At 50.1% G+C, this 14964-nt stretch carries 9 protein-coding genes and 1 pseudogene; 7 read left to right on the top strand and 3 right to left on the bottom strand.

Annotated features, from left to right (window positions below; genetic code table 11):
• Positions 1-88 precede the first annotated feature (88 nt).
• The 4 genes from N3Z11_RS14440 (at position 89) to N3Z11_RS14425 (ending at position 4809) form a co-directional block, all read left to right on the top strand.
• Positions 89-730 (top strand): TetR/AcrR family transcriptional regulator, encoded by a 642-nt coding sequence (locus N3Z11_RS14440; protein WP_260657904.1) that lies wholly within the window; start codon positions 89-91, stop codon positions 728-730.
• A 25-nt stretch (positions 731-755) separates the two neighbouring features.
• Entirely contained in the window at positions 756-3059 is a 2304-nt protein-coding gene (locus tag N3Z11_RS14435) for an acyl-CoA dehydrogenase (RefSeq protein ID WP_260657903.1), read from the top strand.
• Between the two features lie 165 nt (positions 3060-3224).
• Positions 3225-4292: a beta-N-acetylhexosaminidase gene (nagZ, locus tag N3Z11_RS14430; RefSeq protein WP_260657902.1), complete on the top strand. Its 1068-nt coding sequence runs from the start codon at positions 3225-3227 to the stop codon at positions 4290-4292.
• 10 nt (positions 4293-4302) lie between these two features.
• Positions 4303-4809: a GNAT family N-acetyltransferase gene (locus N3Z11_RS14425; protein ID WP_260657901.1), complete on the top strand. Its 507-nt coding sequence runs from the start codon at positions 4303-4305 to the stop codon at positions 4807-4809.
• Positions 4810-4841: 32 nt separating this feature from the next.
• Here the strand turns inward: N3Z11_RS14425 and N3Z11_RS14420 are convergent, their stop codons facing one another.
• Together N3Z11_RS14420 and N3Z11_RS14415 are read right to left on the bottom strand one after the other, a co-directional pair.
• Complete coding sequence (locus N3Z11_RS14420; RefSeq protein WP_260657900.1) at positions 4842-5702, bottom strand: PHB depolymerase family esterase; 861 nt, start codon at positions 5700-5702, stop codon at positions 4842-4844.
• A gap of 523 nt (positions 5703-6225) precedes the next feature.
• The gene (locus N3Z11_RS14415; RefSeq protein ID WP_260657899.1) at positions 6226-8271 is read right to left on the bottom strand and encodes a DNA topoisomerase III; all 2046 of its coding nucleotides are present in this window, start codon (positions 8269-8271) and stop codon (positions 6226-6228) included.
• Between the two features lie 191 nt (positions 8272-8462).
• On the opposite strand from N3Z11_RS14415, the pseudogene N3Z11_RS14410 reads away from it, so the two are divergent.
• Positions 8463-10385, top strand: a pseudogene (locus N3Z11_RS14410) (propionyl-CoA synthetase); the annotation flags it as partial.
• Between the two features lie 54 nt (positions 10386-10439).
• Here N3Z11_RS14410 and N3Z11_RS14405 read toward each other — a convergent pair.
• Positions 10440-11843 (bottom strand): MBL fold metallo-hydrolase RNA specificity domain-containing protein, encoded by a 1404-nt coding sequence (locus tag N3Z11_RS14405; protein WP_260657898.1) that lies wholly within the window; start codon positions 11841-11843, stop codon positions 10440-10442.
• A 205-nt stretch (positions 11844-12048) separates the two neighbouring features.
• Here N3Z11_RS14405 and N3Z11_RS14400 point away from each other — a divergent pair, with 205 nt between their 5' ends.
• Positions 12049-12516, top strand: a complete 468-nt coding sequence (locus N3Z11_RS14400) for an OsmC family protein (RefSeq protein ID WP_260657897.1) — start codon at positions 12049-12051, stop codon at positions 12514-12516.
• 128 nt (positions 12517-12644) lie between these two features.
• Positions 12645-14840, top strand: a complete 2196-nt coding sequence (gene katG / locus N3Z11_RS14395) for a catalase/peroxidase HPI (RefSeq protein WP_260657896.1) — start codon at positions 12645-12647, stop codon at positions 14838-14840.
• Positions 14841-14964 lie beyond the last annotated feature (124 nt).

Below are 14964 nucleotides of genomic sequence, written 5' to 3'. Positions count from 1 at the left end.
TCCGGCAAACAGAAAATCACTGCACTATATTGACTTACAGAAGTTTCAAACGTACATTTCAAACAGTTGTTTAAATTGACTGACTGATATGACCAGTAAACAAAATACCCAACAAAAAATTCTGGACGCAGCAGAGCGTTTATTTGCCGACACCGGCTTCAGCGCCACTTCGCTTCGGCAAATTACCGGTATGGCCGAAGTCAATCTGGCGTCAGTGAATTATCATTTTGGTTCGAAAAAAGAACTGATCCAGGCAGTGTTACAACGTTATCTGGCGGTGCTGATGCCAAGATTGGATCAGGAATTCAGTTTGCTGTTGTCATCACAAAAACCCAATGATTTATCCAAAGTGCTGTCGGTGTTTGTTGAGCCTTTACTGGAGCTTAATAGAATTCAGAACCGTGGTACCACGCTGTTTTTACAGTTGCTGGGGCGGGGTTATACCGATGTACAAGGCCACTTGCGCTGGTTTTTTAATCATCATTATGGCCGTACTTTAGACAAGTTTGTGTTGTTGGTTCAGCAAAGCTGTCCGGCTTTACCGGCCAGTGAAATTTTTTGGCGGCTGCATTTTTCGCTTGGCACCATCGTTTTTACCATGGCGTCCAACGAAGCGTTAAAGGACATTGCAGCAGCCGATTTTAACGAAGTAGTGGAAATTGATGGTGTGATCAAAAGATTGATCCCCTATCTGGCGGCCGGGATAGCCGCGCCTTTGCAGTCTGACTAAAACCATCCGATAAAGGACAAGCCTTATGTTTATTTTATTTTTAATTATTGTGGCGCTGGTGGTGATCCTTGGGATCACTGACATCCGCCGTAACATGGTGACAAAACCTATTTTTGCCATCTTCAAAAAAATTCTGCCGCCACTGTCAGATACTGAACGTGAAGCGATGGAAGCAGGTGATGTCTGGTGGGATGGTGATTTATTCAAAGGCAAACCAGACTGGAACAAACTGCATGCGATTCCAAAACCGCAGCTGTCAGCCGAAGAGCAGGCTTTTATGGACAATGAAGTCGAAACCCTGCTGAAAATGCTGGACGACTACAAAATTGTGCAGGAACAACGGGATTTGCCGGTTGAAGTCTGGGATTACATCAAAGCCAACGGCTTTTTTGCCATGATCATTCCAAAATCCTACGGTGGTCGTGAGTTTTCGGCTATTGCCAACTCAACAATAGTTTCGCGCATCGCCACCCGCAGCTTGACTGCTGCTGTCACAGTGATGGTGCCAAACTCGTTAGGCCCGGGCGAGCTTTTGATGCACTACGGCACTCAGGAGCAAAAAGACCGTTGGTTACCTGGTCTTGCTGCCGGTAAAGAAGTGCCTTGTTTTGCTTTAACAGGCCCGGAAGCCGGCTCTGACGCCGGTGGTATTCCGGACACTGGTGTGGTGTGTAAAGGTGAGTTTGAAGGCAAAGAAGTGGTGGGTATCCGCCTGAACTGGGACAAACGTTATATCACGCTGGCGCCTGTTGCCACTGTGCTGGGTCTGGCGTTTAAGTTATCAGATCCGGATAAACTGATGGGTGACAAAGAAGAGCTGGGTATTACCTGTGCCCTGATTCCAACCTCACACCCTGGCGTTAAAATTGGCGATCGTCATTTCCCGATGAATATGGCCTTTATGAACGGTACTACTTACGGTAAAGACGTGTTTATTCCGCTCGATTGGATCATCGGTGGCCCATCTTACGCCGGCCGTGGCTGGCGTATGCTGGTGGAATGTTTGTCAGCAGGCCGTGGTATTTCGTTACCGGCCCTTGGCACTGCCACCGGCCATTTAGCCACCCGCATGACAGGCGCTTACGCTTATGTGCGTCAGCAATTTGGTATGGCGATTGGTAAGTTTGAGGGGGTGCAGGAATCACTCGGCCGTATCGGTGGATTAACATACAGCCTGGAAGCCATGCGCGTGATGACAGCTGGTGCTATTGACCTGAAACTGAGCCCGTCTGTGGTGACCGCTATCGCCAAATACCATATGACAGAAATGTCGCGCACTTTGTTAAACGACTCTTTTGATATTCACGCCGGTCGTGCTATCCAATGTGGTCCGAAAAACTACCTGGCCCATGGTTATATGGGGGTGCCAATTTCTATCACGGTAGAAGGCGCCAATATTTTAACCCGTAACCTGATGATTTTTGGTCAGGGTGCCACCCGTTGCCATCCCTATGTATTAAAAGAGTTAGAAGCAGCGGCAAACCCGAATGCCGAAGAAGGTTTAAAACAGTTTGACGAATTGCTGCTGAAACACGTTGGTTTTGCGCTTGGCAATACTTTTGGTGCTTTGTTCCAGGGTTTAACGGCCGGTTGTTTTAACAGCTCGCCTGTGGGTGGTGACACCGCTAAATATTACAAACAGTTAAGCCGGATGAGTAAAGCATTGGCACTGAGTGCCGACTTTTCGATGCTGATGTTAGGTGGTGATTTAAAACGCAAAGAAATGCTGTCAGCCCGTTTAGGTGACGTATTAAGCCATCTGTATATTGCCTCTGCTGTACTGAAATTTTATGAAGACAATGGTCGTCAGGTTGCGGATTTACCTTTTGTGCATTACAGCGTACAGCGTAATCTGCATGAAATTGGCCGTGCTTTTGCGGGCTTCTTCAGCAACTTCCCGAACCGTTTTGTTGGTGGTTTGTTAAAAGTGCTGGTATTCCCATTTGGTATTGGTTACCAGATGCCGGACGATGAAGTGTCGATGCAAATCTCTGACGCGCTGTTAAAACCAAGTGTGATCCGTGACCGTTTAACCCATTTATGTTACCTGGGTGAAGACAAAAACGACCCGACAGGTTCAATGGAACGTGCTTTTGTGGCGGTTCATGCAGCCCAGCCGGTGATGAAAAAAATCTACGCAGCGCAAAAAGAAGGCAAGCTGGCACGCAAGCTGCCACTGCAACAATTGATTGCCAAAGCCGCTGAGCTTGATGTGATTAGCGCTGCCGAAGCCACACAGCTTAATGAAATGAACGAGCTGCGTTTTGATGCTATCAGCGTAGATAGTTTTAAACCGGGTCAACTGGAAGCCATGGCCATCAAAGGCTGATTTATCTGATTTTTAAAGCGTAAGGCCAGCATCCGCTGGCCTTTTTTTATGGGGGCGCATGGGGTAAAGTAAGGCTTTTACGCCTTATGCTGATGATTTGCCGCCCTCTGGCAGCAGCCTGTCCGCTTTGACATGCCTTTTAAGCGCAATAAGAGAATTAATTTCATGATCGGCTCTTTGATGCTGGACCTGCAGGGTCCGGAAATTTCCCAGGAAGAAAAAGAATTATTGGCCCATCCGGCCGTTGGCGGCGTGATTTATTTCACCCGCAATTATCACGACAAAGCTCAGCTAAAAGAACTGGTGCGCCAAAGCCGTGCTGCCAGTAAAAATCCGTTGTTATTGGCAGTTGACCATGAAGGCGGCCGGGTCCAAAGATTTCGTCCTGAATTTACCTTATTACCTGCTATGGGGCAGATTTGGCCTGGTGCCGGCCAGGATTTAGCTCTGGCATCCCAATACGCCACTGAAATAGCCTGGCTGATGGCGGTGGAAGTATTAGCGCAGGACATTGATATTTCTTTTGCCCCCGTTGCTGATATCTGGGGTGTCTGTGATGTGATCAGAAACCGTGCTTTTCACAGCGAACCTGCCAAAGTGGTGGCGCTGGTGAACGCTTTTGCCAAAGGCATGCATCAGGCTGGTATGAAAACCACCGGCAAACATTTCCCTGGCCATGGCAGTGTCAAAGAAGACTCGCACTTAGAGCTGCCTTATGACAGACGCAGCCGCGAAGAAATAGAACAGCTGGATTTAACTGTCTTTCGCCAGTTACAACAACTGGGCGCGCTGGACGCTGTGATGCCGGCCCATGTGGTGTATCCGGCCTTTTGTGACAAAGCGGCCGGTTTTTCTACCTACTGGCTGCAACAGGTACTACGCACTGAAATGAAGTTTGATGGAGTGGTGTTTTCTGACGATTTGGGCATGAAAGGCGCACATCAGGCCGGCTCCTATCAGCAGCGCGCCGAAGCTGCACTCAGTGCAGGTTGTGACATGATTCTGGTCTGTAACGACAGAGCAGGTGCTATTGAAGTGCTGGATACCTTGCCGCAGCAATATTGGCAGCACAGCAGCACACGTTTATCGCGGTTAAAACATCAGGCCCATTTAACCGATGCCGTGTTAAGCCAAAGTCCGCGTTATCAGGCGGCGGTTGAACTCGCGGCGAAATTAAAAGCGGTAGAGATTGAAGCCAGCGCCAGCTCTGCCGGCATTGTTGAACGTTCATAAGGAATTTTTGATGATTGAAACCACTATTGCCGGTTTGAGCTTGCGGCTTGCGACCAAAAACGATGTGCCACAAATTCTGAGTTTTATTCAGGCGCTGGCGGAATATGAAAAGCTAGCGCATCAAGTGGTGGCCACCGAAGACAAGCTGACTGCCACTTTGTTTGGCGATAAAGCTTTTGCCGAAGTGGTGATAGCCGATTATCAGGGCGTGCCTGCCGGTTTTGCCTTGTTTTTCCATAACTATTCCACTTTTTTGGCCAAACCCGGCATTTATCTGGAAGATTTATTTGTTGACCCAAAGCTTCGTGGCAAGGGCATTGGCAAGGCGCTGATTACATATCTTGCGAAACTTGCGGTGGAGCGTGATTGTGGCCGGCTGGAATGGTCGGTGCTGGACTGGAATCAGCCAGCCATTGATTTTTACCAGTCGCTTGGCGCCACTATGCTCGACGACTGGCGTATTAACCGTGTCACAGGCCCGACGCTTGTGGCCATGGCACAGCAGTTTCCGGGTTAATTCTTCGGAAACTTCTTTGGTGCAGGGACGGCTTAACGCCGTCCTTGTAACACATCTACCAGCTGTTTCACCGCCTGCATCTGAGCACCATTTTTAGTGGCATAGTGCTCGCCGCTGTAACCCCACCAGTCCCAGCAACCGTTTGGATTCATGACACTTTGATCAGCCTGCGGATAAAACACCACCAGCTGGTTGCTGTCGGCATATTCATTCAGGCCGGTTAAACGGGCATAAACATCACCCACAGCACCGGCATATTGTTTACAGCCATGAAAACTCACATGTAAACGACAGCTTTGACCCTGACTGCAGCTTTGCGGCAGATACAAATAACCGGTCGCGCCAAGCTGGCCTTTGGCTTTGGGCGCTAAGCCAACCTGGTCAAGTTCCAGCAGCTGGCCTGATGCTTTATCGCTGCGGGGTTTTAAACCGGGCAATAAATGGCTGAGCAGCGCACCGGCCGCGTCATATCCGCAGTTGCCGATAAAAGGCGCTGTGGAGGCTGTGCAATCCGTACCATTCTGGTGATTGGTCGGGAAATGATGGGCAAAAGGCTTATCTTTGATGTAAACCACATTGTTTTTCGGCAGTAATGATTGGTATTGGGCTGCTAAGGCGTCACTGACCGGCGCGGCAACTGTTGTGTCTTTGCTGCCATGAAATAACCAGACTTTGTCATCGGCCAGATTTTCAAGGGCATCAATGCCGCCTGTTTGCTGCTGCGCTTCTAAATAAGCCTTGGCAGCCGTTAAATCCGGCGTGCTGTTTGGTTGGTTTAAACAATGGGCAAAAGCGGTTTGCAGACTATTAGCCGCACAATATACCGGGCCAGCCGCCACAATAGCTGCACCTTGCACTTCGCTGGAATACGCCAGATGAAACTGCGCTGCCATATAACCACCTGAGGATAAACCCGACACCGTGATGTTTTTGTCCAAAACCAGCTTTGGCAGCTTTGCCCGACTTGCTGCCTGTTCTGCCGCAACAGCTGGGTTCGCTGCCACAACAGAGGTTGTCACAAAAGAAGCTGCCAGCAAGGACACTAAAAGTCGCAGTGCGTGGCGCGGCGAAGTACCTTGGGCTGTTTTACGCTCAGTGAGCCCGTGGTGATGACAAATAGAGCCAGATGCTTTCATAACAACTCCAAAGAGAAAAAGGCAGAGCGGGTTTATCTGTTTTACCGGGGAGCTACGAGGCCAGTACCTCAGTAAAAACAGCTGATGATCCAGTTACTAACGACAATGCGTAACTTTAATGCTGCTGGCAATAGTGCTTTCGTACTAGAAACAGTGCTTTGGTACGAGAAACAGTGCTTTGGTACGAGAAAAATAGTGCTTTGGTACCAGAAAGACTGAGCAGCTCTGAGGCCGAAGCCCGCTGGGGTTAGCATGGCAATGCCAACACAGTCAGACATCGTTATGCGTTTTTACCGGTATTTGTTTGCGGTCGTTTTTTGTATCTGCCTGGTTTGGCTGGGGCGGGCTTACGGCCAACGCCTGCTACAGGGCTGCGGCTGGTGCTCTTTTGCCATTTTGGTTTGAGATCTGTGGGTAAACCTTCAGGTTTGGCATGTTGTGCATTGCTGATTAAGTCGTGTAGCGTGTCGAGCAGTGGTTGCATAAAAGCCTGATAACTCAGCTCTTTTTGGCTGATTTTTAAAAGTGCAGCTTCCCACTGTGCCGTCATATCGGGTTTAGTGGCGCTCTGGGGCAGCGCTGCTATCAGGCTTTTGCCTGTTGCTGTTGAGAGAATTTGTTTGCCCTGACGTTGTAAAAAACCACGTTTAAACAGCAGCTCAATAATACCGGCGCGGGTGGCTTCGGTGCCAAGGCCATCAGTGTCGCGCAGAATCTGTTTAATAGCCGGGTCTTCGACAAAACGGCTGATGCCGGTCATAGCGGCGAGCAATGTGGCATCAGTAAAATGTTCCGGCGGCTGGGTATGTTTTTCAATCACTTCACCACGGGCGCAAAATAGCTGCTGGCCTAATGTGAGCGGTGGCAACAGCTGGTCTGGCTCTGCGTTCTGCTGTGCACCGGTGTTTGGTGTGTGTTCAGCAGCATTTTTAGTGGCAGTTGTCGCTTCACTGTGTTTGCCAAACCATTGTTTCCAGCCTTGTTGTTGTTCTGTTTTGGCAATAGTGCGAAACAGTCCACCGCAAATCGTCAACTCCACTGTGGTTTCGCCGTAACAATAAGGCGGGTAAAACTGTAATAAATATTGCCGGGCTATCAGGCCATAAATTTTCTGTAAATCAGCGCTTAAACGGCTGGCGTCTACCGCTTTTTCTGTGGGAATAATGGCATGGTGCGCGCCAACTTCTTTGTCATCCCAGGCTTTACTCACCAGCGAAAAATCGGCCTGTGCCACCATCTGTGCCAATTGATGGTTGTGATTGCTTAAAGCGCGGCTGATGGCGGGCACTGCAGCTAATTGCTCTTTGGGTAAATAACGGCAATCCGACCTTGGGTAAGTCACCAGCTGATATTTCTCGTACAGTTGCTGGGTTAAATCCAGCACCTGCTGCGCTGCCATGCCATATTTTTTTGCCGCATCTATTTGCAAAGCCGACAAGTTATAAGGCAAGGGCGCATATTGTTTTTTGTTTTTTTGCTCCAGCTTAGTTACCAGCGCAGGTTGCGCTGAGATGCTGCGTGCTACTTTTTGGGCAAGGCCAGGGTGCAGCACCCGGCCTTCTTCGTCCTGATAAGGTTCACAGGCGGCACTTGGCAGCCATTTGGCTACAAAAGCTATGCTGTTGTCGTTTTCTGCACCTCGCATATGGGCCAGCACCTGATAAAAAGGCCGGGAGATAAAATTGGCAATCTCATGGTCGCGGCGTACCACCAAACCCAATACCGGCGTTTGCACCCGTCCAACCGACAATACCCCCTGAAAACCGGCTTTCTGGCCTTGTAAGGTATAAGCGCGGGTCATATTCAACCCATACAACCAGTCGGCTCTGCTGCGCGCCAGCGCTGAGGTGGCCAGCGGCACAAAATCATGGTTGGCTTTTTGGTTTTGTAAAGCCCGTAAAATGGCTGAAGGGTTTAAATCGTTGATCAGTAAGCGCTTGCTTTGCTTTAGTTTGTCACCTTTGACGCCACAATAAGCAATCACTTCATCCACCAGCAGCTGGCCTTCGCGGTCCGGATCGCCGGCGTGCACCAGCACATCGGCCTGCTTAATTAACTTTTTCAGCACCGAAAGTTGCTTGGCGCTGCTGGCGCGCGCTTTAAGTTGCCACACCTGCGGTACTATTGGTAAATGTTGCAACTGCCATTTTTTAAAGTCAGGGTTATACACTTCAGGCTCGGCTTGTTCGAGCAAATGGCCGATACACCAGCTGACCACATCACCATTGCCGAGCTCAATAAAACCATCGCCATTTTTATGGGGTTTGGGCAAGACTGCAGCAATGGCACGGCCAAGGCTGGGTTTTTCGGCGATATATAAAATCATGATAAAAATACTGTATGAAGTTACAGTTAATTTATCCTGTTTATAAATAAAAGGCAAAATACACCTTGCTGCTTTTATTTGCTCAGTAGCGCCGGTTAGGGTGTGTTTTGGTTGCGACTAAAGTCTATGCACCTTAAGTCTAAGTTCGTTGATGGCTTTTTTTCGCTACATTAAGTTATCAAAGCGAGAATAAGGCCCGCATCATGTCACAAGCATCCACTTCTGGTTATCAAGCCTTGTACCAACAAGCCAGTGCCGATCCTGTCAGCTTCTGGGCGGCTCAGGCGGCAAAGCTTGATTGGTACAAAACACCCGGTCAAATTCTGACGCAACAAGATGAATATCACTATCAATGGTTTGCCGATGGTGAACTCAATAGCTGTTATCTGGCGCTGGATTATCATCTGACCCAGGGCAGGGTCGACCAAACCGCACTGATTTACGACTCCGCTGTTACCGGTACTAAACAACGTTTTAGTTATGCTGAACTCACTGAGCAGGTGGCGCTATTTGCCGGAGTGCTTAAAGCCAATGGTGTGGGCAAGGGTGATAGGGTAGTGATTTACATGCCGATGATCCCGCAGGCGGTGATTGCGATGCTGGCGGTGGCGCGCCTCGGTGCAGTGCATTCTGTGGTATTTGGAGGTTTCTCCGCGCACGAGCTGGCGCTTCGTATTGATGATGCCAGCCCCAAACTGATTGTCAGCGCGTCCTGTGGTATTGAAATTAACCGGCTTATTGCCTACAAACCGCTTTTGGACGAGGCACTTGAGCTTTCGAGCCACCAGGTGCCTTGTTGTGTGATTTATCAGCGTGAGCAGCTTCAGGCTTCTATGCTGCCCGGGCGCGACCTGGATTGGCTGCAACAGCTTGCGCAGGCAACACCGGCAGCCTGTGTGCCGGTAGCCGCCACGGATCCTTTGTATATTCTGTACACCTCAGGCACTACAGGTAAACCCAAAGGGGTAGTGCGGGATAACGGTGGCCATGCGGTGGCGCTTCAGTACAGCATGCAGGCGATTTATAACTGTCAGGCTGGTGATGTGTTTTTTGCAGCCTCAGATGTGGGCTGGGTAGTGGGGCATTCTTATATAGTGTACGGGCCATTAATCGCCGGCTGCACCACAGTGCTTTATGAAGGCAAACCGGTATTTACGCCCGACGCCGGCGCTTTCTGGCGGCTTTGCGCTGAATATAACGTCAAAGTTTTGTTTGCTGCGCCAACCGCCTTTCGTGCTATCCGCAAAGAAGACCCCGATGCGTTATTGCAGCAATATGATTTATCGGCTCTTCAATATATTTTTATGGCCGGTGAGCGGCTTGACCCTGCAACTTTTCATTGGGTGCAGGACAAAATTGGTAAGCCGGTGATCGACCACTGGTGGCAAACCGAAACCGGCTGGGCTATCAGCGCTAATCTGGCCGGTGTGGAATTATTACCGGCCAAAGCAGGTTCAGCCACAGTGCCGGTGCCGGGTTTTACGCTGCAAGTGCTCGATGACAGCGGCCAGAGCCTTGCTGCCAATCAGCAGGGTTATATAGCGCTAAAACTGCCGCTGCCGCCCGGATGTTTAACCACCATCTGGGGCAATGACGAGCGTTTTGTCGAGGGTTATCTGCAGACTTTTGCCGGTTATTACGCCAGCGGCGATGGCGGATATCTCGATGAAGACGGATATTTATTTGTGATGGGCCGCACCGACGATGTCATTAATGTAGCGGGCCACAGATTATCCACCGGTGAGATGGAGCAAATTGTTGCGTCTCATCCTGCTGTGGCGGAATGTTGTGTCATTGGTATTTATGACGCCATTAAAGGCCAGCAACCGCTGGCGCTGGTGCTGCTGAAAAATGGCGTCAGCATCAGTGAGGCTGAACTTGAAGCGGAGCTTACTACCATGGTGCGCCGTGACATTGGTGCTGTGGCCTGCTTCAAAAAAGCCATGCTGGTATCAAGGTTACCCAAAACCCGCTCCGGTAAAATTTTACGCAAGTTGCTGCGGCAAATTGCAGCAGGTCAAAGTTACACTGTGCCCTCTACCATAGACGATCCTGCCTGTTTACCTGAAATAGCCGGCCTGATGGCACAGCGTGAGCTGATTGGGCATATGTAACACAAGCTTTTGCAGCATGCTCCCGGCTTTGTGGCGCTGATAAGCTCACTCAGGTTAAAAACAGATCCTGTCCAGGCGTGACGGGATCTGAGCTTTTACGCCCAGCTGCTCCAGTTTCTGCTGCAAAACCTCCAGTGCCGGCAGCTCACCATGCACCAGATAAAACTGTGGTGAGCCCTGTATATGGCTGGCCCAGGCCAGTAAGTCGTCCTGGCCTGCGTGTGCTGATAAACCGCTTAACTGATGAATTTTTGCCTTGACCGCAATCTCTTCACCATAAATTTTAAGTTTGCTGACACCGTCCACTATCATCCGGCCAAGGCTGCCCGCAGCCTGAAAACCAACAAAAATCACATGGCTGTTGCTCTTCCACAGATTGTGTTTAAAGTGGTGCAGAATACGGCCGCCGTTACACATGCCACTACCTGCTATCACAATAGCGCCGGACTCAATCTGGTTAATCGCCATCGATGCCTCGGGGCTGGCGCTTAAGGTTAACATCGGCAGTAATTGTTGCAGTGCCATGCCGGGTTGATAACCAATAGCTTTGAGGTCTGCTTCATCCAGCGCATCAAAACACCACTGATATAACTTCAGAATTTCAATGGCCATGGGGCTGTCGAGAAAGATCTGTTGTTGCACCAGGCGCTTTTGATAATGCAATTTTGCCAGGTAATACAACACCTCCTGCGAACGGCCAAGCGCAAAAGCCGGAATAAACACATTACCGCCATCTTGCGCCGCCTGTTCGAGCACTGCGGCCAGCTCATCCAGCACAGCTTCGCTGCCCGGGTGATTATGATCACCATAAGTCCCTTCCAGTAGCACCAGATCGGCACTTTCAACCAACGCCGGATTGACCATCAGCACTGTGGCCGGATTGCCCAAATCGCCGGAAAACACCAGCCTTTTGCACTCCTGGCCATCGGTAAAATTAAGCAGCAGGATGGCAGAACCCAGAATATGACCGGCATCACGCAGCTCGAGCGTCACGCCAGGTGCTATTTGTTCAAGGCTTAAATACGAGAGGGGTTTAAGCAGATCCAGCACAGCTTCCACATCAGCAAAACTCATTTGTGCAGCCAGTTGAGGCAGGGCCTGACGGCGGCGTTTTTTATTTTTCTGTTCAAGCTCACGTAAATACAGACTGACCGAGTCTTTAAGCAGCACCGGCAGTGCCAATGCCGTGCCACTGCTGCAATAAATGGGGCCGGAAAAGCCCCGCGCTACCAATACCGGCAATAATCCGCTGTGGTCGATATGAGTGTGGGACAAAATCAGCAGATCAATGGCTTTAGGGTCAAACTCAAACCGGAAATCTTCGGTTTTTATCAGCTCATCGCCGCCCTGTTGCAGGCCACAATCGAGCAATATTTGTAAGTTTTGAAAACGCACCAGATGGCAGGAGCCTGTGACTTGCCGGGCGGCACCAAGAAATTGAATGTCGATAGGCTGCATAGGTGCTCCTGTGGTTTGTTTCCATCGTATTGCCGCTAATAAAAGCGGCAACTAAATACTAAGTCATTGATCAATATCAAGCAAAAGTATCAGGCAACAGCAAAATACCGGGGCGTTTTGTTGAGAAGTAAGGCACATCAGCCTAAGGTGAATACGTTATTTTTTTATGCACACAAGGTTGTTGCCAACAAAAACGGAGGCCGGCATGGCTGAGCAGCAAGACAATCCACAATTTTCGGTACAGTTAAGTCTGGTGGAAGGTTATAAGTTTCTGGTTGATTTTGGTGATATGGGTCAGTTGTTCAGCGATGAGCCGGCGCCGCTGGGGCTTGGCGAAGGACCAAATCCGGCGCGGTTATTAGCGGCCAGCGTGGCCAATTGTCTGGCCGCCAGTCTGATGTTTGCCATTCGCAAGTTTAAAGAAGATCCGGGCAAAGTCAGTGCTGAAGTCACAGGCACATTGGAGCGGCAGCAAGGGCGCTGGCGAATCGCGCTAATAAACGTCAGCTTACAACTTGGCAACAGCGTGGATGCTATACCCCATCTTGAACGTGCTCTTGCACAATTTGAAGACTTTTGTGTGGTCACTCAAAGTGTGCGTCAGGGCATTAAGGTACAGGTTGAGGTGCTGGACAACGCTGGTCAGTCTTTGTCAGCGACAGTTGCTTCGTAGCAGGATTCTTATCAATAAAATCGATTGATTTCAGTTAATAAAGTTGATTTAGAAAATTGGAATTAGGGTCTACCTTTAAAGACATCTTTTTTCCACTTAATGATTTATCTGAAGCAAAGGACATTTTTATGGACAACAACACAACCAACAAAGGCCAATGCCCTGTGATGCATGGCGCCAATACCAGCGCCGGTCATGGCACACAAGCGACAGCGCTGTGGTGGCCAAAATCACTGAATCTCGACATCCTGCACCAGCACGACCGCAAAACCAATCCGATGGATGAGGGTTTTAATTACAAAGAAGCATTTTTGTCTTTGGATCTCGAAGCCGTTAAAACCGATTTAAAAGCGCTGATGACACAAAGCCAGGATTGGTGGCCGGCAGACTGGGGCCATTATGGTGGTTTAATGATCCGGATGGCCTGGCACAGCGCCGGCACTTACCGTATCGCCGATGGCCGCGGTGGCGCCGGCACAGGCAACCAGCGTTTTGCGCCGCTGAACAGCTGGCCCGACAACGGCAACCTCGACAAAGCACGGCGGTTGTTGTGGCCCATTAAACAAAAATATGGCAACAAATTATCCTGGGCCGATTTAATGATTCTGGCCGGCAATATGGCTTATGAATCAATGGGGTTAAAAACCTTCGGTTTTGGCGGCGGCCGTGAAGATATCTGGCATCCGGAAAAAGACATTTACTGGGGCTCTGAGCGGCAGTGGCTGGAGCCTTCAGGTGGTGAAAACAGCCGTTACAGCGGAGAGCGGGAACTTGCCAACCCCTTGGCAGCTGTGATGATGGGCCTGATTTATGTGAATCCGGAAGGGGTGGACGGCAAACCCGACCCACTGAAAACCGCCAAAGATATGCGGGAAACTTTTGCCCGGATGGCAATGAACGATGAAGAAACTGTGGCGCTGACGGCCGGTGGTCACACTGTAGGTAAAGCGCACGGTAATGGCAATGCCGCCAACTTAGGCCCGGCACCTGAAGGTGCTGATATTCATGAACAGGGTTTTGGCTGGATGAACCACCAAAGCCGTGGCATAGGGCGCGACACTGTCACCAGTGGTATTGAAGGCGCCTGGACCACAGAGCCAACCAAATGGGACAACGGTTATTTTTATCTGCTGCTCAGCTACGACTGGCAACTGACCAAAAGCCCGGCCGGTGCCTGGCAGTATGAGCCTGTGAATATAAAAGAGCAGGATAAGCCAGTGGATGTTGAAGACGCATCCATCCGCGTGATGCCAATGATGACAGATGCCGATATGGCGCTGAAAATTGACCCGGACTATCGCAAAATTTCTGAGAAGTTTTATGCCGATCCGGCGTATTTTTCCGAAGTCTTTGCCCGCGCCTGGTTTAAGTTAACCCACCGTGATTTGGGGCCAAAAAGCCGTTATTTAGGCACTGATGTGCCCAAAGAAGACCTGATCTGGCAAGACCCGGTACCAGCCGTGGATTATTGTTTAACAGATGCCGAAATTGCTGATTTAAAAACAAAAATTCTCTCAACAGGTTTAACAGTGTCTGAGCTGGTGGCGACTGCCTGGGACAGCGCCCGCACTTATCGTGGCTCCGACCACCGTGGTGGTGCCAATGGTGCCCGCATCCGGCTGGCACCACAAAAAGACTGGGTGGGCAATGAACCGGCACGGTTGCAGAAGGTGCTGAATGCGCTGAGCACATTGCAGGCTGGCCTTGGTAAAAAAATCAGTCTGGCAGATTTAATAGTGCTGGGCGGCGCAGCAGCTGTGGAGCAGGCGGCCAAAGCGGCCGGTGTGCCCGTGGTGGTGCCTTTTACACCGGGCCGGGGTGATGCAACTCAGGCACAAACCGATGTCGAATCTTTTGCCGTGCTGGAGCCTGTGCATGATGCGTTTCGTAACTGGCTAAAACAGGATTATGCCGTGATGCCGGAAGAGCTGATGCTCGACCGCGCCCAGCTGATGGGGCTGACCGCCCGTGAAATGACAGTGCTGCTCGGTGGTATGCGTGTGCTGGGTACCAACCATGGTGGCAGTGCTCATGGTGTTTTTACCAACAAAGTTGGTGTACTCAGCAATGACTTTTTTGTCACCCTGACCGATATGGCGTACAGCTGGAAACCAACAGGCAAAAACTGTTATCAGCTGATTGATCGTAAATCCGGTGCAGTGAAATTTACAGCCACCCGGGTTGATCTGGTGTTTGGCTCCAATTCCATCTTAAGGGCTTATGCCGAGGTGTACGCCCAAAATGATGGTAAACAAAAATTTGTGCACGACTTTGTCAAAGCCTGGCACAAAGTAATGAACGCCGACCGTTTTGACTTAAAGTAACACAGGGTAAAAGCTGCCGGCGCCTGATACAGAAATCCGGCTGCGCAGCATAGCGCAACAAAGTGCAAAACAGTGCAACACAAAAAAACACAGCAGGGTAATACCGCTCTGCTGTGTTTTTATT

This window comes from Rheinheimera sp. 4Y26 (genome assembly GCF_025245835.1).
In the GTDB taxonomy this organism is placed as follows: domain Bacteria; phylum Pseudomonadota; class Gammaproteobacteria; order Enterobacterales; family Alteromonadaceae; genus Pararheinheimera.
Note: the sequence above shows the minus strand (reverse complement) of the source record. Positions and strands in the feature narration are given on the sequence as shown.

Coding starts and splice junctions, on each gene's coding strand:
- N3Z11_RS14440 (WP_260657904.1), top strand. CDS start 89: ATGACCAGTAAACAAAATACCCAACAAAAAATTCTGGACGCAGCAGAG.
- N3Z11_RS14405 (WP_260657898.1), bottom strand. CDS start 11,843: ATGCAGCCTATCGACATTCAATTTCTTGGTGCCGCCCGGCAAGTCACA.
- katG (WP_260657896.1), top strand. CDS start 12,645: ATGGACAACAACACAACCAACAAAGGCCAATGCCCTGTGATGCATGGC.
- N3Z11_RS14435 (WP_260657903.1), top strand. CDS start 756: ATGTTTATTTTATTTTTAATTATTGTGGCGCTGGTGGTGATCCTTGGG.
- N3Z11_RS14420 (WP_260657900.1), bottom strand. CDS start 5,702: ATGGCAGCGCAGTTTCATCTGGCGTATTCCAGCGAAGTGCAAGGTGCA.
- N3Z11_RS14400 (WP_260657897.1), top strand. CDS start 12,049: ATGGCTGAGCAGCAAGACAATCCACAATTTTCGGTACAGTTAAGTCTG.
- N3Z11_RS14415 (WP_260657899.1), bottom strand. CDS start 8,271: ATGATTTTATATATCGCCGAAAAACCCAGCCTTGGCCGTGCCATTGCT.
- N3Z11_RS14425 (WP_260657901.1), top strand. CDS start 4,303: ATGATTGAAACCACTATTGCCGGTTTGAGCTTGCGGCTTGCGACCAAA.
- nagZ (WP_260657902.1), top strand. CDS start 3,225: ATGATCGGCTCTTTGATGCTGGACCTGCAGGGTCCGGAAATTTCCCAG.